Source organism: Ensifer sp. 4252 (assembly GCF_050434565.1).
Classification (GTDB): domain Bacteria; phylum Pseudomonadota; class Alphaproteobacteria; order Rhizobiales; family Rhizobiaceae; genus Ensifer.
Map to the genome: position 1 here is coordinate 35,718 of NZ_JBNDIU010000015.1, position 19,980 is coordinate 55,697.

The following is a 19,980-nucleotide window of genomic DNA, read 5'->3' on the forward strand; positions in this document are numbered from 1 at the left end:
ACATGCGGCGAATTGCTCCGAAAGACTGGTATGCGGTGAAGCGTCTCGACGACGATGTCACCTACATCTGCGAACCCTTCATCCAGGAGTTCTACCGCTGCAACATGTGGCACGTGCGCGGACGCGATCGTGACATGCTTGTCGATAGCGGTATGGGCGTGGTGTCCCTGCGCGAGTGGGTGCCGCTGGTCACCGAGCGCAAGTTGACCGCCGTTGCCAGCCACACGCATTTCGACCATATCGGCTGCCATCACGAATTCGATTGCCGGGCGGTGCATGCGGCGGAAGCCGAGCTGCTGGCGCATCCGACGCGCATCAACACGCTTGCCGACCCCTATGTTGCCGACGAGATCTTCGACGCGCTGCCACCCGAGCCCTATGCCTCGACCACCTATGCGGTGAAGGCTGCGCCGGCGACGATCGTTCTTGCCGATGGTGACCATATCGATCTCGGCGATCGCGTCTTCGAGGTGATCCACACGCCCGGGCATTCGCCAGGTGGCATCGCTCTCTGGGAGGAGAGGACCGGCGTGCTCTTTTCCGGCGATATCCTCTACGACGGGCCGTTGATCGAGGATACCTACCATGCCAATGCCGACGACTATCTGGCGTCGATGGAACGGTTGCTGCGCATTCCGGCGCGTATCGTCCACGGCGGACATTTTCCGAGCTTTTCCGGCGAGCGCTATCGCGCGCTCATCAAGGACTGGCTCGCGGAGAAAGAAAAGACAATCTGACGGAAGGAGGAGCGCATGCTCGACAAGAGGAAGTTTTATATTGATGGCCAATGGGTCGATCCGATCACGCCTAACGATCTCGAGGTGCTGAACCCGGCAACCGAGAAGCCGGTCGCGGTGATTTCGATGGGCACGGCGGCAGACATCGATCGTGCGGTCGCCGCGGCGAAGAAGGCCTTTGCCACCTTCAGCCGCACCAGCGTCGACGAGCGGCTGGCACTGCTCGAAAAGCTGCTGGCGATCTACAGGCGCCGCTACGACGAGATGGTCGCGACCATCACCATGGAGCTCGGCGCCCCGACGACGATGACGCGCGAACAGCAGGCCGATGTCGGTGTCGGCCATCTGCAGGGCTTCATCGATGCGCTGAAGCGACTGAAGACGCGCGACACGTTGCCAAACGGCGACGTGATCCTGCGCGAGCCGATCGGCGTCTGCGGCCTGATCACCCCTTGGAACTGGCCGGTCAACCAGATCGCGCTCAAGGTCGTTCCGGTCCTTGCGACCGGCTCGACCTGCGTCTTGAAGCCGAGCGAATTCACCCCGCTCAACGCCATGCTTTATGCCGAGATGATCGATGAGGCCGGTTTCCCCGCCGGCGTCTTCAACCTGGTCAACGGCGATGGTCTCAACGCAGGTGCGGCGCTGTCGAAGCACCGGGATATCGACATGATGTCGTTCACCGGTTCGACCCGCGCCGGCATCGCGGTCAGCAAGGATGCGGCCGAAACGGTCAAACGGGTGACGCTCGAACTCGGCGGCAAGTCGCCGAACATCGTCTTTGCCGATGCCGACCTCGAAGACCGGGTGACCGGAAGCGTGCTCGAATGCTTCAACAATTCCGGCCAGTCCTGTGATGCGCCGACCCGCATGCTGGTCGAGCGCAGCGTCTACGACAAGGTCGTCGAGATCGCCGGCCGCGTCGGTGGCGGGGCGGCTGTTGGCGATCCGACCAAGGAGGGCAGCCACATCGGCCCGCTGGTCAGCGACGTCCAGTTCGGCCGCGTGCAGGCGCTGATCGAGGCGGGTATCGCCGAGGGCGCGCGTCTTGTCGTCGGCGGTGCCGGCAAGCCCAAGGGCTTCGAGACCGGTTATTTCGTCAAGCCGACCATTTTTGCCGACGTCAACAATACCATGCGCATCGCCCGCGAGGAGGTGTTCGGACCGGTGCTGACGATCATCCCCTTCGATACCGAGGAGGAAGCGATCGCGATCGCCAACGACACCAATTACGGCCTTGCCGCCTATGTGCAGACCGGCGACCCCAAGCGGGCCGAACGGGTGGCGTCGCGCCTGCGCGCCGGCATGGTTCACATCAATGGCGGGCCGCATCGTTACGGCAGTCCCTTCGGCGGCTACAAGCAGTCCGGCAATGGCCGTGAAGGCGGCATGTTCGGGCTCGAGGATTTCCTCGAGGTCAAAACGGTGCACATTCCCGACGCGGCCTGACGACGCGAAGCATCGCGCGCGAGGTGCGATAGAACAATCTGGCGGCCGCCCGTGCTCCTGCGTGGCGGCCGTATTTGTTGCATCGGGCGATTTATTGCGACTGTCGCCGGTGCCGGTCTTCTGCTAGCTGCCTTGTCAAGGGCGCCGTGATCGCCCGCCAGCACCCGGACATTGACTTGACCTCAGCACCCGCCACCGCCTCATCCCATAACCGTCTTGCCATGGCCGCGCTCCTGATCGGCGGGGCTGCGATCGGCGGTTCGCCGATCTTCGTGCGCCTGTCCGAGGTCGGGCCGATGGCGACGGCCTTCTGGCGTGTGGCGCTGGCGCTGCTTCCTCTTCTCGCCTGGTCCTGGTTTCGCGGGGCGCCCGCGTCGGACAGGCGGCCCGAGCGGCTCTCGGAATATGCGCTGCTGGTGCTGCCGGGTGTCTTCCTCGCGATCGACCTTGCCGCCTGGCACTATGCGCTGACCAAGACGTCGGTTGCCAACGCCACCCTGCTTGCCAACCTTGCTCCTGTGTTCGTGACGCTTGCGAGCTGGCTGCTTTTTCGCGCCCGCATCAGCGCGGTCTTTGCCATCGGACTTGCGACGGCGGTCGCCGGCGTGATCATCCTCAAGGGCGGGCCGATGGCGCTTGCCGACGGCAATCTGCTGGGCGACGGCGTCGCTGTCATCGCTGCGATGTTCTATGCGGGCTATATCTTGGCGATCGGCCGGCTGCGCAGCCTTTTCAGCACCATCCGGATCATGGTCTGGAGCACGGCTTCGGCGGCCATCTGCATGCTGCCGATCGTGCTTCTCTCCGAGCCGACATTGTTGCCTCCGACGCTCTTCGGCTGGTCGATGCTGTTTGGTCTGGCCTTCGTCAGCCATGCGGGCGGTCAAGTTGCGATCACCTATGCGCTTGCCTACCTGCCGCCGGCGTTTTCGTCGTTGACGCTTTTGCTGCAGCCCGTCGTCGCTGCGATCCTGGCTTGGATCTTGCTCGCCGAGCCGGTCGGGCTGATGCAGGCGATCGGCGGGGCGATCGTGCTTGTCGGCATCCTGATCGCCCGCCGGGGTTAGCCCTATTACAGACCGGGCAGGTTGAAACCGGCGAGCCGCTCCTCCAGCTGGCGGATCGTGTCCGCATCGGCATTGGCAAAGGCGAAGCGCAGGTAGTTCTCCTGGCCTTCGCCGAAATAGTCGCCCGGCAGGCAGACGACGCCGGCGAGTTTCGCCAGTTTCTCGGCGACGAACTGCGAATCGATATCCGGGAACGGATGGCGGATGTAGGCGAAGTAGGCGCCGATCGCCTGTAGTTTCCATTGCTGCAACCGGCTCATGACATCGCGTAGAGCATCGGCACGTGCGGCGATCTCGGCGCGATTGCCAAGACGCCAATCGGCAAGCGCCGGGATGGCCTTGGCGACCGCAGCCTGGGCCGAGCGGGGCGCGCAGATCTGCAGGTTGTCCATGATCTTGGTGACCTGCTCGACCAGCGCCGGACCTGCCGTGATCGCGCCCAGGCGATGGCCCGGAATGCAGAAGGATTTGGAGAAGCTGTAGAGGCCGATGAAGCTGTCCTGCCACCCTTCCACCTGCAGCAATCCGTGCGGTGCCACGGCGGCATCGGGCAGGAAGTCGCGATAGGTTTCGTCGAGGATCAGCCAGGTGCCGTTGGCGCGGCAGGCTTCGTGAATGCGCGATAGAAGCTCGGGCGGATAGATCGCCCCGGTCGGGTTGTTCGGCGAAACGAGGGCGAGCGCCCGGATGCCCGGCCGCAGCGCAGCAGTGATCGCCTCCACCTCCGGCAGGAATCCGTGACCGGCATCGCAGGGAACCAGTTCGACGTTGATGCCGAGCATCGCCAGCGTCGTTTCCTGGTTGAAGTAGTAGGGGTTGGTCATCAGGATCGTATCGCCGGCGGCGGCGATCGCCATCGCGGTAGAGATGAAGGCCTGGTTGCAGCCCGAGGTGATGTGGATGTTGTCGGCCGTGATCGCGGCGCCATAAAGACCTGCCACATGCGCGGCATAGGCCTCGCGCAGCACCGCTTCGCCCTCGATCGCGCCATAGCCGGTATAGGCAGTCGACGCCGCCGCTTCGCCGAGCCATGCCAGCATATCCGGGTGCGCCGGATAGCCGGGCACTGCCTGCGACAGGTCGATCAGCGGCCCGCGGGAGCCATCGTAGCTTTTCGCCCAAGCGAGCACCGAGGGTACGGGCGGCGGCGAGAGCTTTTCGACGAGCGGATTGAAATGCGGCATGGTGGGAGTTCCTATGGCTCAGGCTTTGTTCTTGCGTTTCTGTGGGCGTTCCAGGCGTCGGCCGCGGGCCGGAGCTGAAACCGGCTGAAAGCCGTCCTTCACCGATTTACGGTCTGTCGGCTCGGATTTCGAGGCTCGGCTGCGAATAATCGTGCGCGCCGAGGTCTGCAGTTCCGGCATGGGGTCGTTTTCCAGCGCCGAGAACATCCAGTCGATGAAGATGCGCACAATCGGGGCGGCCAGCACCTCGTTGCGGCAGGCGACGTAAAAGGCGTCGTTCGCCGGAACCGTCAGGTCGAAGGGCGCGATCAGTTCGCCGCGCGCGATCAGGCTGCCGGCGGTGATGGTGTCGCCGAGCGCGACACCCTGATTGTGCAGCGCCGCTTCGGTGGAAAGCCGCGCGTCGCTCATGAAGTGCTGGCGGCCGCGCTGGAGGTCGCTGGCATCGGCTGCCGCCAGCCAGGTGTTCCATTCGCGCCCGTCGTCGCCATGCAGCATCACATGGTCGCGCAAGTCGCGCACGGAGCGCAACGGCCGCATGTTGAGCAACGTCGGGCTGACGACCGGGAACAGTTCCAGCCGGCTCCAGAGCTTTGACCAGCAGCCCGGCCAGTTGCCGTCACCATAGATCAGGCAGACATCGACATCGGGCGCATCGAGATAGGCGGCGTCATTCGACGCGATCAGCGTCAGGCGTACATCGGGAAACTGCTCGGTGAAGAGATGCAGACGCGGAATCAGCCAGAACGAGAGCAGGGCGGGAACGCAGGTGATACGCAATTCGCCGCTGGTGGTCGGGCGCGTCATGGCGGCGGTTGCCGCAGCGATCTCGGCAAAGGCGTGGGTCACGGCGGGCAGCAGCAGCGCGCCCTGCGGCGTCAGTTTCAGTCGCTTGCCGCCGCGCTCGAACAGCGTGGCGTTGATCGACAGTTCGAGCGCGCGGATCTGGTGGCTGATGGCGCCGTGCGTCACGTTGAGTTCGCGCGCGGCAGCCGACACGGAGCCACGACGCGCCGTTGCCTCGAAGGCGCGCAAGGGGTTCAGGGGCGGCAGGCGGCTGGACAAAAGGGTTGGTTCCGGCGGGCTGTTGTCATGTGAATTTTTCTCACACGAAACGCTATAACAATGTCAATTGATTTTCCAGAGGATTTGTCACCTAATGGCGCTCAACAAAGGCAAAAGCCTGGGGAACATGATAGAGCCGGAGAGAACCGGCCCCATCTGCAGATGCTGATCTGTGGCGCCTTTGTGCGCATTCCCCGGCTGACATGACGGAGGTTTGAGCGGATGGCCTGGGACGAAAAGAAGCTTGGTGAACTCAAGGCGAAATACGGCGAGAGCCATGGCGGCGAACTGTTCGACCCCACCTTCCGCCGCGTCGCCGACAAGATCTTCACCAAGAGCGGCACGCGCCTTGCACCCTATTCCGGCATCCCGACCTTCCTGACCGCGCCGCACATGGCCGTCGATGCCGACGAGCCTGATTTCGGCAATCTGCAGGTCGCAATCGTCGGCATTCCCATGGATCTCGGCGTCACCAACCGTCCGGGCTCGCGCTTCGGACCGCGGGCGCTGCGCTCGATCGAGCGCATCGGCCCCTACAATCACGTGCTCGGCTGTGCACCGGTTCACGAACTGCGTGTCGCCGACATCGGCGACGTGCCGTTCCAGAGCCGCTATCGGCTGGAACTGAGCCATGACGACATCGAAAAGCGCATCAACCAGATCATCGATGCCGGCGTCCTTCCGCTGTCGGTTGGCGGCGACCATTCGATCACCCACCCGATCCTGAAGGCCGTCGGCAAGAAGAAGCCGGTCGGCATGATCCATATCGACGCCCATTGCGACACCGGCGGCGCCTACGACCTGACCAAGTTCCACCATGGCGGCCCGTTCCGCAACGCGGTGCTCGACGGTGTGCTCGATCCGACCCGCGTTGTGCAGATCGGCATCCGCGGCTCGGCCGAATATCTCTGGGAGTTCTCCTACGAGTCCGGCATGACCGTCATCCATGCGGAGGAAGTTACCGGTCTCGGCATTCCCGCGATCATCGAGAAGGCCAAGAAGATCGTCGGCGACGGCCCGACCTATCTCTCCTTCGACATCGACAGCGTCGATCCGAGCTTTGCGCCGGGCACCGGCACGCCCGAGGTCGGCGGTCTTACCACCCGCGAAGTGCTGGAACTGATCCGCGGCCTCAAGGGCATCAACCTTGTCGGCGGCGACGTCGTCGAGGTCGCGCCGCAATATGACGCGACGACCAACACGGCGCATGCCGGCGCCCAGGTCCTGTTCGAGATCCTCAGCCTCATGGTCTTCAGCCCGGCTGTGACCGGCAAGTCCGCCTGACGCCTGAGAAAATGATTGTCGGCTGCCGGACTGGAAGCGGCGGCCGACCAGCAAATGCCACAACCAACAATGCTTCCGGACAGGGGAACGACAATGACACTTCACAAGACGATGAAAGCAGCCTTCGCCGCCGCTCTGATGCTGGGTGCTGCAACCGGTATCGCGCGTGCCGACGCGCTCGCCGACATCAAGTCGGCCGGCCAGATCAATGTCGGCATCTTCTCGGACTTCCCGCCCTTCTCCTCGGCCAGCGCCGACATGAGCATCAAGGGCTATGACGTCGATGTCGCCCAGCAGATCGCCGACGGCCTCGGCGTCAAGCTGAACCTCGTCAGCGTCACCGGCCAGAACCGCATTCCCTATCTCAACGACAAGCGCGTCGACATCCTGATGAGCGTCGGCTTTTCCAAGGAGCGTGCCGAAGTGATCGACTTCGCCGCGGCCTACGCGCCTTACTACATCGCCGTCATCGGCCCCGCCGAGCTTAAGGTCGCCGGCAAGGACGACCTTGCCGACAAGACGATCGCCGTCAACCGCGGCACGCTGGAAGATACCTCGTTGACCGAGGCAGCGCCGTCGACCGCTGCGATCCAGCGCTTCGACAACTACAATGCCGTGATCCAGGCATTCATCTCCGGCCAGACCCAGCTGATGGTCGTCGGCAACGATGTCGGTGCACAGGTTCTTGCCCGCCAGGAGGCGCTGAAGCCGGAACAGAAGTTTCAGCTCCTGACCTCGCCGTCGCATATCGGCCTCAACAAGAACGAGGAAGCGCTTAAGACGGCCGTCAACGACGCCGTTGCCAAGATGCTGGCCGACGGCAAGCTGAACGCCAGCTCCGAGGCCTGGCTGAAGACGCCGCTCAACCCCGAAAACCTCAAGGACTAATCAGCACTTGACGCCCACGGGGACTTGCGTCTCCGTGGGCCTTTCGGGGAAAGGTTGCGACGATGGGTTACAGCCTCGATTTCGGGTGGCTTCGAGACGCCGCGGGCGCAATCGTCCATGGCGCCGCGATGACGCTCTTTCTGATCGCCTGCACCACCGTGCTCGGTATTCTGATCAGCATTCTTTTTGCCGCAGCCCGCCGCAGCCGCTACGGGGTTCTGCGCAAGGCGGTTGCCGTCTATGTCGAAGTGATCCGAAACACGCCGTTTCTGGTGCAGCTGTTCTTCATCTTCTTCGGTTTGCCGAGCATCGGCATTCGGCTCGATCCGATTGTTGCCGCGATCCTGGCGATGACGCTCAACATGGCGGCCTACACCACCGAGATCGTCGGCGCCGGCCTCGACGCCGTGCCAAAAGGCCAGGGCGAGGCCGCCTTTGCGCTCGGTCTCAGGCCACGGCAGGTGTTCGTCAAGATCATCCTGCCGCAGGCGCTTAAGGTCATCTTTCCGGCACTGATCAGCCAGGTGATCATCATGATGCTGGAATCGGCCGTCGTCTCGCAGATCGCGGTGCAGGAGCTTGCGCATGAGGCCGACCTGCTGCAGGCGCGGACCTTCCGCTCCTTCGAGACCTATTTCGTCGTCACGCTGATCTATCTCGCTTTGTCGATGGCGATCCGCCGTCTGTTCGTCGCGGGCGGCAGGCGCGTACTGGGAGCGGGCGTGTCATGATCGAATTCACCTTCTGGGATATCCTGCGCAACCTGGTTTTCGCCACCCGCTGGACGGTGCTTCTGTCGATCGTCGCCTTTGCCGGCGGCGCTACCGTCGGCCTCATGATCCTGTTTGCCCGTATATCGAAACAGAAGTGGCTGCGCCGCTTCGGCTCGGGCTACATCGCGCTGTTTCAGGGCACACCGCTGCTGATGCAACTGTTCCTGATGTTCTTCGGCCTGCCGATGCTTGGCTTCCGCATCGAGCCGTGGACCGCCGCGGCCCTGGGGCTCACCTTCTATGCCAGCGCCTATCTCGCCGAAATCTGGCGCGGCGGCGTCGAAGCTCTGCCGGTTGGCCAGTGGGATGCCGGCGCCAGCCTCGGCCTGCACCGTCTGCAGGAACTGCGCCTCGTGATCCTGCCCCAGGCGTTTGCGATCACCCGGCCGCCGATCGTGGGCTTTCTCGTGCAGCTCATCAAGAGCACGGCGCTGACGTCGATCATCGGCTTCGAAGAGCTTCTCAGGACCGCCAATGCGATCAATAATGCAACCTTCGAACCTTTCACGGTCTATGGGCTGGTTGCGGTGATCTTCTTCGTGCTGTGTTATCCGCTGACGCAATATGCACGGATGCTGGAGCGCAAAATACCCGCGCACTGAGACCGAAAATGTGCAAGAAATCAAAGAGAACAGGGAACAAGGCGGATCACCGCCGAAACAAAGGAGACAGACGATGATCACCACTTCCATCAAGCGCCGCACGCTGCTCGGCGCAGGCCTTGCCGGCGCTTCGATGCTGGCGATGCCCTCGGTGCTGCGTGCCCAGGACAAGTCGCTGAAGGTCGGCGTTTACGGCGGCTATTTCAAAACCTCGTTCGACAAGAACATCTTCCCGGAATTCACCAAGGCGACGGGCATCGCCGTCGAATCGATTGCCGAGCCGACCGGAGAAGCCTGGCTCGTCCAGCTGGAGCAGGCCGCGCGCGCCGGCCAGGCGCCGGCTGACGTTTCGATGATGTCGCAGGTGGCGATGCTCAAGGGCCAGTCGACCGAGCTGTGGACGCCGATCGACATGGCGAAGATCAAGAACGGCTCGAACCTGCTCGACCGCTTCGTCAACAAGTACCCGGATGGCCGCGTCGCCGGCATCGGAGCCGTGTCCTGGTACATCACGCTGGTGACCAACACCGATGTCTACAAGGAAGCGCCGACCTCCTGGACCGCCTTCTGGGATCCGGCGAACGCCGACAAGCTGGGCCTGCTGGCGCTGGTCTCCAACTCCTTCCTGCTCGAAGTGACCGCCAAGACCTACTTCGGCGGCACCAATGCGCTCGATACCGAAGAAGGCATCCTCAAGGTCTTCGAAAAGCTCGCCGAGGTGAAGCCGAACGTCCGGCTCTGGTACCGCGACGAGGCGCAGTTCGAGCAGTCGCTGAAGTCGGGCGAAATCCCGATGGGCCAGTACTACCACGACGTGACCGGCCTTGCGGCTGCCGACGGCAATCCGGTGCGCTCGACCTTCCCGAAGGAAGGCGGCATCCAGGATTCCGGTTGCTGGGCGCTGTCGCGCGCGTCGCAGAAGTCCGAGGAAGCCCATGTCTTCATCGACTACATGTGCCAGCCTTCGATCCAGGCGACCCTGTCGCGAAAGGTCGGCACGTCGCCGACCGTCAAGCGCGAAGTCACTGACCTGACGGACAAGGAGTTCGCAGCCGTTTCGTCCGACATCGAGCCGATCGTGCCGCGCTACGACCTCTACCAGTCCAAATCCGATTGGCTGAACCAGAAGTGGACCGAACTGATCGTCGGCTGATGACAAGAGTTGGCCCGCCGCTTTAGGGGAGGGCCGGAGCTTAAACGAAAAGGGGGCGTCGTCTCCCTTGCCACCCCTCCCGCAAACGGGAGGGGCCTATCCCGCGGAGAGACAATGTCCGGACTTGCCCTTCAAAATGTCGTCAAGGAATTCGGATCCTTCAGAGCCGTCAACAATGTCGACCTCAACGTGCCGCACGGGACGTTCGTCTGCATGCTCGGCCCGTCCGGCTGCGGCAAGACCACGCTTCTGCGCATGATCGCCGGCCTTGACCTGCCGACCGGCGGGGCGATCCGGCTTGATGGCGATGACATCACCCATGTGCCGACGCACAAGCGCAATCTCGGCATGGTGTTTCAGTCGCTGGCGCTTTTCCCGCATCTGACCGTCGGCGAGAACATCGCCTATCCCTTGCGCATCCGCGGTGCGGCAAAGGAAGACCAGAAGAAGCGGGTCGATGAGTTGCTGTCGATGATCCATCTCACCGGCTACGCCGACAGGCCCGTTGCCAAGCTTTCCGGCGGCCAGCGCCAGCGTGTCGCGATCGCCAGGGCGCTTGCAATCTCGCCCAAGCTTTTTCTTCTCGATGAGCCGCTTTCGGCACTCGACGCCAAGCTGCGCGAGGCGATGCAGGTGGAGCTGCGCCAATTGCAGCAGAAGCTCGGCATCACCACCATCGTCGTCACCCATGACCAGCGCGAAGCGATGACCATGGCCGACACGGTCGTCGTCATGAATGGCGGCGAGATCCGTCAGGCTGCGTCGCCGATCGAGATCTACCGTCGCCCGGCCGACAGTTTCGTCGCCGACTTCATCGGCCAGACCAATCTGCTCGAGGTGCAGGCCGATAGCATGGGCCGCGTCGAGGTGCTGGGACAGCCGATTGCCGGTCTCGCCTTGCCGGCAGGCGCTTCCAAGGGAACGCTGTCGGTTCGCCCTGAAGATGTGCACCTGACCGCGCCCGGTGCCGGCGCGCTGACCGGCAAGGTCACCTTCGTGCGCGATCTCGGCGGCACGATCGAAACCTTCGTCGACATTGCCGGCCGGCAGATCGTCGCTGTCTCGACGCCGCGCGCCCGGCCAGACGTCACCGTCGGCCAGGAGGTCGGCATTGCGCTCACCCCTGACGTTTGTGTGGTCTTGAAGAAATGAGACGCGAACCGCCCCAAACCCTTGGCGATTACGCGCCGCTTCTCTTTCCCGCGGCGATGCTGACGATCTTCTTCGTCGTGCCCTTCGGCACGATGATCGCCGTCAGCTTCTTCCAGCGTCAGCAGGGCGGCTTCTACACGCCGGCCTTCGTCTTCGACAATTACGCGCGCTTCCTCTCCGCCTTCTTCGGCGGTGTGCTCGGCTTCTCGTTGCTGCTCGCGATCACCGTGGCGATCTGCTGCGTCGTGCTGGCGCTGCCCTTTACCTACATGCTGACGCGCATGGGACGAAAGGTGCAGGTGGTCTGGCTGGTGGCGCTCTTATCGATCCTGTCGCTGTCGGAAGTCATCATCGGCTTTGCCTGGTCGACGCTGTTTTCGCGCACGGCTGGCATTACCAACATTCTCGTGGCGCTCGGCATCATGAGCGAGGCGAAGGCACTGACCCCGAGCTTCGGCGCGGTGCTAACGGGCATGGTCTACCAGGCTTTCCCCTATACGGTGCTGGTGCTTTTCCCGGCGCTTGTGCGGCTGGATCCGACCCTGACGGAGGCAGCCCGGACGCTTGGCGCGTCGCCGCTGAAAGCCTTCTTTACCGTTGTTGTGCCGGCGCTGAGAAACACCATTACCGCCACGCTGATCATGGTCTTCATCTTCGCGCTCGGCTCCTACCTGCTGCCGCAGTTGCTCGGCCGGCCGCAGCATTGGACGCTGTCGGTGCTGATCACCGACCAGGCGATCTACCAGTCCAACATGCCTTTCGCGGCGGCCATGGCGGTGTTCCTGGTGCTGGTAACGCTCGGGCTCGTGGCGCTGACCGTGATTGCCGGACGCAAGGGAGAGGCGGCATGACCCCGATCTTTCGCAAGGCCTATTTCTTCCTGATCGGGCTTTTCCTGGCGCTGCCGCTGATCGTCGTTGCCGGCGTCTCGGTCAACGCCAAGCAGACGCTCGCCTTCCCGCCGCAGGGTTTTTCGCTGTCCTGGTACGGTGAGATCTTCCTCAATCCGGAGTGGCGCAGCGCGCTTTTTGCCTCCGTCACGCTGGCGCTGCTGTCGGCGGCGCTCGCGGTTGCGATCGCGCTGCCGCTCGCGTGGTTCCTCTGGCGGCGGATCGCGCCCTGGGCCAATATCTTTCAGCTGCTCGGCGTCGCGCCCTTCACGCTGCCGCCCGTCATCACCGCCCTCGGCCTGCTCACCTTCTGGGCGACGGTCGGCTTCTACGGCCAGCCCTGGACGGCGGTCGTCAGCCACGCGATCTTCTTTGTGACGCTGCCATTGGTGACATTGTCGCTCGGCTTCACCTCGATCGACCGATCGCTGGTCGAGGCGGCCGCAACCATGGGGGCCGACGAACGCACGATCTTCCGCACCGTCGTCTTGCCGCTGATCCTGCCCTATATCGTCTCGGGCTATGCGTTCGCCTTCGTGCTGTCGCTCAACGAATATATCGTTGCCTACATGACTGTCGGCTTCACCATGGAAACGCTGCCGATCAAGATCTTCAACGCGCTTCGCTATGGCTACACGCCGACCATGGCTTCCGTGACGGTTCTGTTCGTCACCACGGCAGCCGTGATCTTCGGTCTCGTTGCCCGCTTCGGTGATCTGCCGAAGCTGCTGGGCGCCATGTCGTCGGACGGAAAATGATGAAACTTGCAGCCCTCCAGATGCAATCGGCCTGCGGCGACGTCGCCGCCAATCTCGACCGTGTTGCTCGGGCGGCGACGGAGGCTGCGGCCAAGGGGGCGACGCTGTTGATGACGCCGGAACTCGGCCTCACCGGGTATGGCGCTGGCGACGCCATCCGCGACCTGGCCGAGCCGGCGGATGGTTTGATCGTCCGACGCCTGGCGCAGATATCGCGGGAGAATGGCATCGCGCTGATCGCCGGTTTCGCCGAGCAGGACGGCAACGACATCTACAACAGTGCCGTCTATGTCGATGGCGATACGACGCCAACGGTCTACCGGAAATCGCATCTCTACGGCGACTACGAGCGGTCGCTGTTTACGGCCGAGACGCCGTCGACACGGCTATTCGTCCATCGTGGCGTCACCTGCGGCATGCTGATCTGCTATGACGTCGAGTTTCCGGAGAATGTGCGCCGGCTGGCATTGGCGGGCGCCGAAGCGGTGCTGGTGCCGACGGCGCTGCCGGCCGGATGGTCGGGCACCTTCATCACCGATCACATGATCCAGACGCGTGCATTCGAGAACCAGGTCTTCGTCGCCTACATCAACCATTGCGGTTCCGACCCGCTGTTCTCCTTTGCCGGCCTGTCGCGCATCGCATCGCCGGATGGACAGGTGCTCGCAAAGGGTGACTCCGGCCCCGAAACGCTGATTTATGCCGACATCAATCCGGCAAGCTTCGCGATCTCGCGGCTAGAAAATACCTATCTCGGCGATCTGAACGGCGCCTGAGATCGTTCACTCCAGAAGAACATTCCGTTCTTTATTGTCTACTTTTGATATCGCCGTGCCGACCCATATTGTGCTCAACGGAAAAGCCACACATTGGAGGCAATCATGAGCTTGCAACTGACGGGTATTCACCATCTGACGGCGATCACGGCGAACGCGCCAGAGAACCTGCGCTTCTACACCAAGGTTCTCGGGCTGCGCCTGGTCAAGAAGACCGTCAACCAGGACGATACCACCGCCTATCACCTGTTTTACGCCGACGGCAAAGCGAGCCCGGGAACGGACCTCACCTTCTTCGACTGGCCGGTCGGACGAGAGGGCCGCGGTACGCACAGCATCTCGCGCACTGGCCTGCGCGTCGGCAGTGCCGATAGCGTTCGCTGGTGGAAGGGCCGCCTCGACGAGATGAAGGTGACCGCTGGCGACGTCACCGAAATCGACGGTCGCACCTCGCTCGACTTCGAGGACGGCGAAGGCCAGCGTTTCCGGCTGATCGACGACGGCGGACTTTCGCCCTCGCACCCCTGGGAAAAGAGCCCGGTTCCGGCCGAGCATCAGATCAAGGGTCTCGGGCCGATCACCATCAGCGTACCTGATATCACCAATACTGAGCTGGTGCTGACGCAGGTGATGAACATGACCGAAGCAAGACGCTATCCGTCGCCGGACGGCGAGGGCCAGGTGCATGTGTTCTCGATGGGCGAAGGTGGTCCGGCAGCCGAGTTGCATGTCGCCGTTCAGCCGGGCCTGCCGACCGCCCGGCAAGGAGCCGGCGCCGTGCATCACGTCGCCTTCCGGGCGCCGGATACGGACGCGCTGACGGCGTGGACCGAACGCCTGCAGGGCTTCCGCCTGCCGTCGAGCGGTGAGGTCGAGCGCTACTATTTCCGCTCACTCTACTTCCGCGAGCCGAACGGCGTGCTGTTCGAGATCGCCACCGACGGACCGGGGTTTGCCGTCGACGAGCCGATGGAGACGCTGGGCGAAAGCCTGTCGCTGCCGCCGTTCCTGGAGCCGAAGCGGGCCCAGATCGAGGCGCGGCTGAAGCCGCTGGAGTAACGATCGAAAACAGAAAGCCGGGGCTCGCCCCCGGCTTTTTCCGTTCTATATCCCTCTGATCCCATTGGCTTTCCCGCCGTGTGAACCCATGATGGCGGCAACCAGCAACAAAGGGTCAGATCATGGTCAAAATCCTCGGCATATCCGGAAGCCTCAGGAAGGTGTCGTTCAACACAGGCCTGATGAAAGCTGCCGCCGCCGATCGCCCCGATGGTGTCGAATTCGAAACCGCGACGCTGCACGGCATTCCGCTCTATGACGGCGATGTCGAAGCCAAGGACGGAATCCCTAAGGCCGTTACCGCGCTGAAACGGATGGTTATGGCGGCCGACGGCGTGATCCTGTTTACGCCCGAATACAACAATTCGATGCCGGGCGTTTTCAAGAACGCGATCGATTGGCTGAGCCGGCCATCGGCCGATATCGCCAAGGTGTTTCGTGGCCGACCCTTTGCGCTTGCGGGCACGTCGCCGGGCAATTTCGGCACGATCCTCAGCCAGAACGCCTGGCTTCCCGTCATGCGCACGCTGGGTGCGGAGTTATGGTCGGGCAAACGGCTGATGCTGCCGCGTGCGGAAACCCTGTTCGATCAGGATCAGGTGCTGACGGATACGGATGCAAGCGACCGCCTGCGCGCCTTCGTCAAGGCTTTTGCCGATTTCGCCGGGGCGAAGAGTGGCAAGTAAGGTTGCCGCTCCTCAGGGCGTCGCCTGTTCGCGGGAGTCCTGCGGCTGGTCATCCTCGGGCTTGACCCGAGGATCCACAATGGTTGCACACCGGGCCCTGCTTTACGTTCAGCGCCCGGGGGTATGGATGCTCGGGTCAAACCCGAGCATGACGGTGAGCGCGGGTCGCCCGCGACCGTGGCACCGGAAGTCGCCAGCAGCCTGCGAGGCCTCAGAGGTCGTTTTCTTTCAGCCATTGCTGGATGGCGGCGATATCGGGAGCGCCGATTTCGTGGCCCATGTCGAGGTCGATGGCCGTCAGCTTCGCGCCGGTCATCTCCAGCTCGGCCTTGAGGCGCGGCGCGAACTGGCCGTAGCTGTCGCTGCGGCCGGTGAGGAGAAGAACATGCGTCCCCGCCAGGTCCGGCGTCGGTATGTCGTCGAGCACGAGCATCGAGCGCATCAGCACTACGTGCCGGATCAAGCCCGGATGCAAGGTCATCAGCGCGACCAGCAGATTGGCGCCGTTGGAGTAGCCGATGAAGACAGCCTTCGTAAGATCGATGCCGTAGCCGTCACGCGCGCCTTCAAGAAAAGCCGCAAAGGCGTCGGCTTCGGCGCGAGCATCCTTCTGGTCGAAAGTGGTCGAGGAATAGCGGCGGAACCAGCGCGGCGAACCTTCTTCGGTGGAGCGACCGCGAACGCCGAGCAGCGTGGCGTCGTTATCCACCTGATGGCCGAGGTGCAGGAGTTGCGTCTCGTTGCCGCCGCTGCCGTGCAGGAGCACGAAGGTGCGTTCGTCGGGCGTATCAGGATGATAGAAACGGTGAACGAAAGGCAGGTCCCGTTCCGTCAGACGCGGCTCGCCGGGCAACGCGAACTGCGGCAGGCTGACCAGCGTTTCCGCAGTGCGATCGGCAAAATGGGCGGGGATGAAAAGCTCTGTGCCGAGCGTTTCCTTCGGTTCGTCGAGGGTGAAGCCGGGCTTATCCGTGGCAAACTCGTAAAGCGAGCCGCCAGGTTCGCGCGCATAGAGTGAATAGAAGTACTTGCGGTCATGGGCGTTGACGGTGGCATCGTCGCGCTTCAACTCGTCGCGCACCTTCAGCACCGTTTCCTTGTCCGGGGCGCGAAAGGCGATGTGGTCGATCGTGCCGGTGCCGGGTGCGGAGGTCCAGAAGCCGGTCGCGTCGCGCACGTCTATGATGTCGCCCGATTGCGAGGTGAAGCGGCGGATCGTGTCGGTGGCGCCGGTCTCGACATAACCGAAGTGTTCGGCGAGGAAACGGGCGGATTCGGCCGGCTGCTCCGTCAGGATCGTTGCGCCGCGCAGGCGCCGGATCGCGTCCGCCTCGGGAATGTCGCGCGTGCTCCATGGCGCTGCAGCGGAAAGCGCATCCGTTCCAACGAGCTTGACGATGACGCCGTCGGGATCCTTGAGCCGCAGCACCGGCTCGCCGAATTCCTGGGCAGGACCGGAGATCTTGATGTTGTATTGAAGCGCCCGCGTCAGCCAGAAGCCGATACTCTCAGGCGCGATGGCAAAGGCGATCTCGCTCGGCTGGCCGTGGCCGACGCGGCCGGGCGCACCGTCTTCCCACATCAGGACGGTCACGAGCGAACCGGGCGACCCTTCGGCGTCGCCATAGAAGAGATGGAGTTGGGTGGCATCCTCGTAACCGCCGGTTCGCTTCACCAGGCGCAGGCCGAGGAAGCCGACGTAAAAGTCGACATTCGCCTGCACCTTGCGGGCAATCAGCGTGATGTGATGGATGCCGCTCGTCATTTTTCGTCTCCCGATATCATGCGCTCACAAACCACATGCGGGTCATCCGCGCCAGAACCGCGGCGGAGAACGCTGTGTTCAACGTGGGCGGAAAATCAGCTGCGGTCCTTGGCGAGGAAGGCCTTGAAGGCATCGGCATAATCCGGATGCCAGCGCGACAGCGGCGGCCTATTCTCGACGATATCGCCGGCTGCCCACAGAATGCGCTTCTCGTCGGTCGACCGGGCCACGTCGTTGTCGGGGCAGAGGATGTAGAAGTCGCCGCGCTCAAGGCTTTCCATCATGAAGTCGACGGTCTGATCCGGCGTCCAGGCGCCTTCGGGTTTTTCGGTGCGGCCATGGGCCGTCAGCGACGTGTAGACGAAACCGGGGATGAGCAGATGGGCGTGGATCTGTCCGCCGGCGATATTGCGCAACTCGTGTTCCAGCGCTTCGGTGAACGCTTTCACGCCGGCCTTCGACACATTGTAGGCGGGGTCGCCGGGCGGCGTGGTGATGCCCTGTTTCGAGCCGGTATTGATGATCACGCCCGGCTGGCCGTGGGCGGTCATGTGCGGCGCGAAGACGCGCGAACCGTTGACGACGCCCCAGAGATTGACGGCGAGCACGGCCTCCCAGTTCGCCTGGGGACCAAACATTGCGCTGCCAGGCTGAATGCCGGCATTGTTCATCAGCACATGGACGCGGCCGAAGCGTTCGTGGGTGGCGCGATGCAGCGCTTCGATATTCTCAAGGCGAGAGACATCGGTGGGGATGGCGGCGACGTACTTCGTGCCATGCGGCGAAACGCTCGCTACCTCCGCTGCGGCTTGCGTCAGGCGCTCACCCTCGAGATCGGTGAGCACGACGCGCATCCCGAGCCGCGCGAAGCGGCGGGCGCTGGCAAGGCCGATGCCGGAAGCGGCGCCTGTGATGACGGCAAGATGATCGGGGACAAAGGCGGGATGAGGCATGGCGGTGGCTCCAGCGGGCAGGATCGAATGCAAGAGATAGGGCGCGACGTGGCCGCTGTCCATCGCTGCGCCCCGTTGCGGCAAGTGATGAAGCGCCTGAAATCTATCCGTTTTCCGCACGGAGAACCTTGCCGCCCCGGCCGTGCACGCTAGTTCCGATCAGGACCATGGTAGCCAAGGTGGCCTGCCGCAACAGGTATCGGATGGATTGATGGCAGGAACGGCAACCCGCAACGACAAGCGTACCCCATGCGAAAGCTGTCCCTTGCGCAAGCTCGATCATTTCCGGGCATTCACCTCGGATGAGCTTGCCTTCGTCTCGGAGTTCAAGACCGGCGAACTTGCGGTCGACAGCGGGGCGACGATCCTGGTGGAAGGCTCGCACAGCGCTCATCTCTTTACCGTGCTGACCGGCTGGGGCTTTCGCTACAAGATGCTCGACGACGGGCGCCGGCAGATCCTCAATTACATCATGCCCGGCGATCTCGTCGGGCTGCAGGGCAGCCTCATGGGGGAAATGCAGCACTCGATCGAGGCGCTCTCTCCCGTCACGCTCTGTGTCTTCGAACGCGGCAAGCTCAATCGGCTGTATAGCAGCTATCCTGATCTCGCCTACGACCTGACCTGGATCGCGGCGCGCGAAGAGCGCATTCTCGACGAGAACCTCTTGAGCATAGGCCGCCGATCGGCGTTGGAGCGCGCCGCTTATCTCATTGCCTTTCTCTATCAACGTGCCAAGGCGCTCGACCTCTTCAAGGGCAGCCGTGTGGCGATCCCGATCACGCAGCAGCACGTGGCCGATACACTCGGCCTCTCGATCGTCCATACCAACAAGACGCTGAAGAAGCTGGCCGAGCGTGGCATGATCCGCTGGGCAGACAAGGGCTGCAACGTTCGCGATATCGACGGCCTGCTGGCAATTGCCGGCTGGCAAGGTTTCAGCGAGGCCAAGCGGCCGCTGATCTGACGCTTGTGTGGCGGGAGGAGTGAGGCGCAAGAAACCCCGCCGGATGGCGGGGCTCTGTGACACCGGTCATGGTGGTGCCGTCAGGCGGCGACGATCGCCCTCAGCATCCACAGCGCCTTCTCATGGAAATTGAGCCGGTCCGTCAGCATGTCCGTGGTCACAAGGTCGTTGTTCTCGTCGGCCTTGGTGCCGGCCTCGCGCATGCGCCGGACTGCAGCCTCGTGGTCGGCGATCAGGTCTGCGACCATCTCTGCAGCAGTGGTGTGGTTGACGGAGGCGCTGGTTGGCGCGAACTGATTGGCCTCGCCGAGCTTTGCCGGCGCCAGGTGCCCAAGCGCGCGGATGCGTTCGGCGATGATGTCGGTGGCTTTGAACAGGGTGTTGTAGTGCTCCTCGGTCAGCTCATGCAGCGGCTTGAACAGCGGACCGACGACATTCCAGTGGTAGATGTGGCTCTTGATGACCAGCTTGTAGGTGTCGGCGAGAATGTCGGAGAGCGCGGCCGCCATCTGCTGGCGATAGACCTTCTTCAACCCGATGTCGAATTCCTCGTCCTTGACCTTCGGTTTCAGCACGGAGGCTGCCTGTGCCATGTTCTTTCTCCAATCCGTTTCGGAAATTCATCCTGGGTGTCGAGACGCGGCTGCGAATGCGGCTCTCAGCCGTCAATGCGCCGCTTTCTACTGAACGCCCCGCTGCGCGCCTTGTTCCTTCGCATGGCGTGGTGGAGATGCGGCAAATCGCTAGGGGCGGCGACATGTCTTTTTTAAAT

At 63.1% G+C, this 19,980-nt stretch carries 20 protein-coding genes; 15 read left to right on the forward strand and 5 right to left on the reverse strand.

What is annotated here, in order from left to right; genetic code table 11:
- The first annotated feature begins 2 nt into the window (after positions 1–2).
- The 3 genes from ABIE33_RS23665 to ABIE33_RS23675 all read left to right on the forward strand — a co-directional run bounded on the left by ABIE33_RS23665 (position 3) and on the right by ABIE33_RS23675 (position 3,253).
- Positions 3–737: an MBL fold metallo-hydrolase gene (locus ABIE33_RS23665; RefSeq protein WP_429130228.1), complete on the forward strand. Its 735-nt coding sequence runs from the start codon at positions 3–5 to the stop codon at positions 735–737.
- A gap of 15 nt (positions 738–752) precedes the next feature.
- Positions 753–2,186, forward strand: a complete 1,434-nt coding sequence (locus ABIE33_RS23670) for an aldehyde dehydrogenase family protein (protein ID WP_429130230.1) — start codon at positions 753–755, stop codon at positions 2,184–2,186.
- A gap of 221 nt (positions 2,187–2,407) precedes the next feature.
- The gene (locus ABIE33_RS23675) at positions 2,408–3,253 is read left to right on the forward strand and encodes a DMT family transporter (RefSeq protein ID WP_429130378.1); all 846 of its coding nucleotides are present in this window, start codon (positions 2,408–2,410) and stop codon (positions 3,251–3,253) included.
- 5 nt (positions 3,254–3,258) lie between these two features.
- Here ABIE33_RS23675 and ABIE33_RS23680 read toward each other — a convergent pair whose 3' ends face one another.
- Complete coding sequence (locus ABIE33_RS23680; protein WP_429130232.1) at positions 3,259–4,437, reverse strand: aminotransferase; 1,179 nt, start codon at positions 4,435–4,437, stop codon at positions 3,259–3,261.
- A gap of 18 nt (positions 4,438–4,455) precedes the next feature.
- Positions 4,456–5,502 (reverse strand): LysR substrate-binding domain-containing protein, encoded by a 1,047-nt coding sequence (locus ABIE33_RS23685; RefSeq protein WP_429130234.1) that lies wholly within the window; start codon positions 5,500–5,502, stop codon positions 4,456–4,458.
- A gap of 222 nt (positions 5,503–5,724) precedes the next feature.
- On the opposite strand from ABIE33_RS23685, the gene speB reads away from it, so the two are divergent.
- From speB to ABIE33_RS23740, 11 genes are all read left to right on the forward strand, one after another.
- On the forward strand, positions 5,725–6,786 hold the full coding sequence (gene speB, locus ABIE33_RS23690; protein WP_429130236.1) for an agmatinase: 1,062 nt from the start codon (positions 5,725–5,727) through the stop codon (positions 6,784–6,786).
- Between the two features lie 93 nt (positions 6,787–6,879).
- Complete coding sequence (locus ABIE33_RS23695) at positions 6,880–7,674, forward strand: transporter substrate-binding domain-containing protein (protein ID WP_025428168.1); 795 nt, start codon at positions 6,880–6,882, stop codon at positions 7,672–7,674.
- 62 nt (positions 7,675–7,736) lie between these two features.
- The gene (locus tag ABIE33_RS23700) at positions 7,737–8,405 is read left to right on the forward strand and encodes an amino acid ABC transporter permease (RefSeq protein ID WP_429130238.1); all 669 of its coding nucleotides are present in this window, start codon (positions 7,737–7,739) and stop codon (positions 8,403–8,405) included.
- Positions 8,402–9,049 carry an amino acid ABC transporter permease gene (locus ABIE33_RS23705; RefSeq protein WP_429130240.1) on the forward strand — a complete coding sequence of 216 codons (648 nt, stop codon included), beginning with the start codon at positions 8,402–8,404 and terminating at the stop codon, positions 9,047–9,049. Before ABIE33_RS23700 ends, ABIE33_RS23705 begins: the two co-directional genes overlap by 4 nt.
- A gap of 73 nt (positions 9,050–9,122) precedes the next feature.
- The gene (locus ABIE33_RS23710) at positions 9,123–10,202 is read left to right on the forward strand and encodes an ABC transporter substrate-binding protein (RefSeq protein ID WP_429130241.1); all 1,080 of its coding nucleotides are present in this window, start codon (positions 9,123–9,125) and stop codon (positions 10,200–10,202) included.
- A gap of 114 nt (positions 10,203–10,316) precedes the next feature.
- Positions 10,317–11,354 carry an ABC transporter ATP-binding protein gene (locus ABIE33_RS23715; protein ID WP_429130243.1) on the forward strand — a complete coding sequence of 346 codons (1,038 nt, stop codon included), beginning with the start codon at positions 10,317–10,319 and terminating at the stop codon, positions 11,352–11,354.
- Positions 11,351–12,205, forward strand: coding sequence for an ABC transporter permease (locus ABIE33_RS23720; protein WP_065783651.1), 855 nt, complete (start codon positions 11,351–11,353; stop codon positions 12,203–12,205). The genes ABIE33_RS23715 and ABIE33_RS23720 overlap by 4 nt, the downstream gene beginning before the upstream one ends.
- Positions 12,202–13,002 carry an ABC transporter permease gene (locus ABIE33_RS23725; protein WP_429130245.1) on the forward strand — a complete coding sequence of 267 codons (801 nt, stop codon included), beginning with the start codon at positions 12,202–12,204 and terminating at the stop codon, positions 13,000–13,002. Before ABIE33_RS23720 ends, ABIE33_RS23725 begins: the two co-directional genes overlap by 4 nt.
- Positions 12,999–13,778 (forward strand): carbon-nitrogen hydrolase family protein, encoded by a 780-nt coding sequence (locus ABIE33_RS23730; protein ID WP_429130247.1) that lies wholly within the window; start codon positions 12,999–13,001, stop codon positions 13,776–13,778. Before ABIE33_RS23725 ends, ABIE33_RS23730 begins: the two co-directional genes overlap by 4 nt.
- Before the next feature lie 105 nt (positions 13,779–13,883).
- The gene (locus tag ABIE33_RS23735) at positions 13,884–14,837 is read left to right on the forward strand and encodes a ring-cleaving dioxygenase (protein ID WP_429130249.1); all 954 of its coding nucleotides are present in this window, start codon (positions 13,884–13,886) and stop codon (positions 14,835–14,837) included.
- A 122-nt stretch (positions 14,838–14,959) separates the two neighbouring features.
- Positions 14,960–15,523: an NADPH-dependent FMN reductase gene (locus ABIE33_RS23740; protein WP_429130251.1), complete on the forward strand. Its 564-nt coding sequence runs from the start codon at positions 14,960–14,962 to the stop codon at positions 15,521–15,523.
- 211 nt (positions 15,524–15,734) lie between these two features.
- Here ABIE33_RS23740 and ABIE33_RS23745 read toward each other — a convergent pair whose 3' ends face one another.
- Positions 15,735–17,288 (reverse strand): VOC family protein, encoded by a 1,554-nt coding sequence (locus ABIE33_RS23745; RefSeq protein WP_429130252.1) that lies wholly within the window; start codon positions 17,286–17,288, stop codon positions 15,735–15,737.
- 95 nt (positions 17,289–17,383) lie between these two features.
- Positions 17,384–18,241, reverse strand: coding sequence for an SDR family NAD(P)-dependent oxidoreductase (locus tag ABIE33_RS23750; RefSeq protein WP_429130379.1), 858 nt, complete (start codon positions 18,239–18,241; stop codon positions 17,384–17,386).
- 211 nt (positions 18,242–18,452) lie between these two features.
- Between ABIE33_RS23750 and ABIE33_RS23755 the strand changes: the two genes are divergently transcribed.
- The gene (locus ABIE33_RS23755; protein WP_429130254.1) at positions 18,453–19,208 is read left to right on the forward strand and encodes a Crp/Fnr family transcriptional regulator; all 756 of its coding nucleotides are present in this window, start codon (positions 18,453–18,455) and stop codon (positions 19,206–19,208) included.
- Between the two features lie 80 nt (positions 19,209–19,288).
- Here the strand turns inward: ABIE33_RS23755 and ABIE33_RS23760 are convergent, their stop codons facing one another.
- Positions 19,289–19,801 carry a Dps family protein gene (locus ABIE33_RS23760; protein ID WP_429130256.1) on the reverse strand — a complete coding sequence of 171 codons (513 nt, stop codon included), beginning with the start codon at positions 19,799–19,801 and terminating at the stop codon, positions 19,289–19,291.
- Between the last annotated feature and the right edge of the window lie 179 nt (positions 19,802–19,980).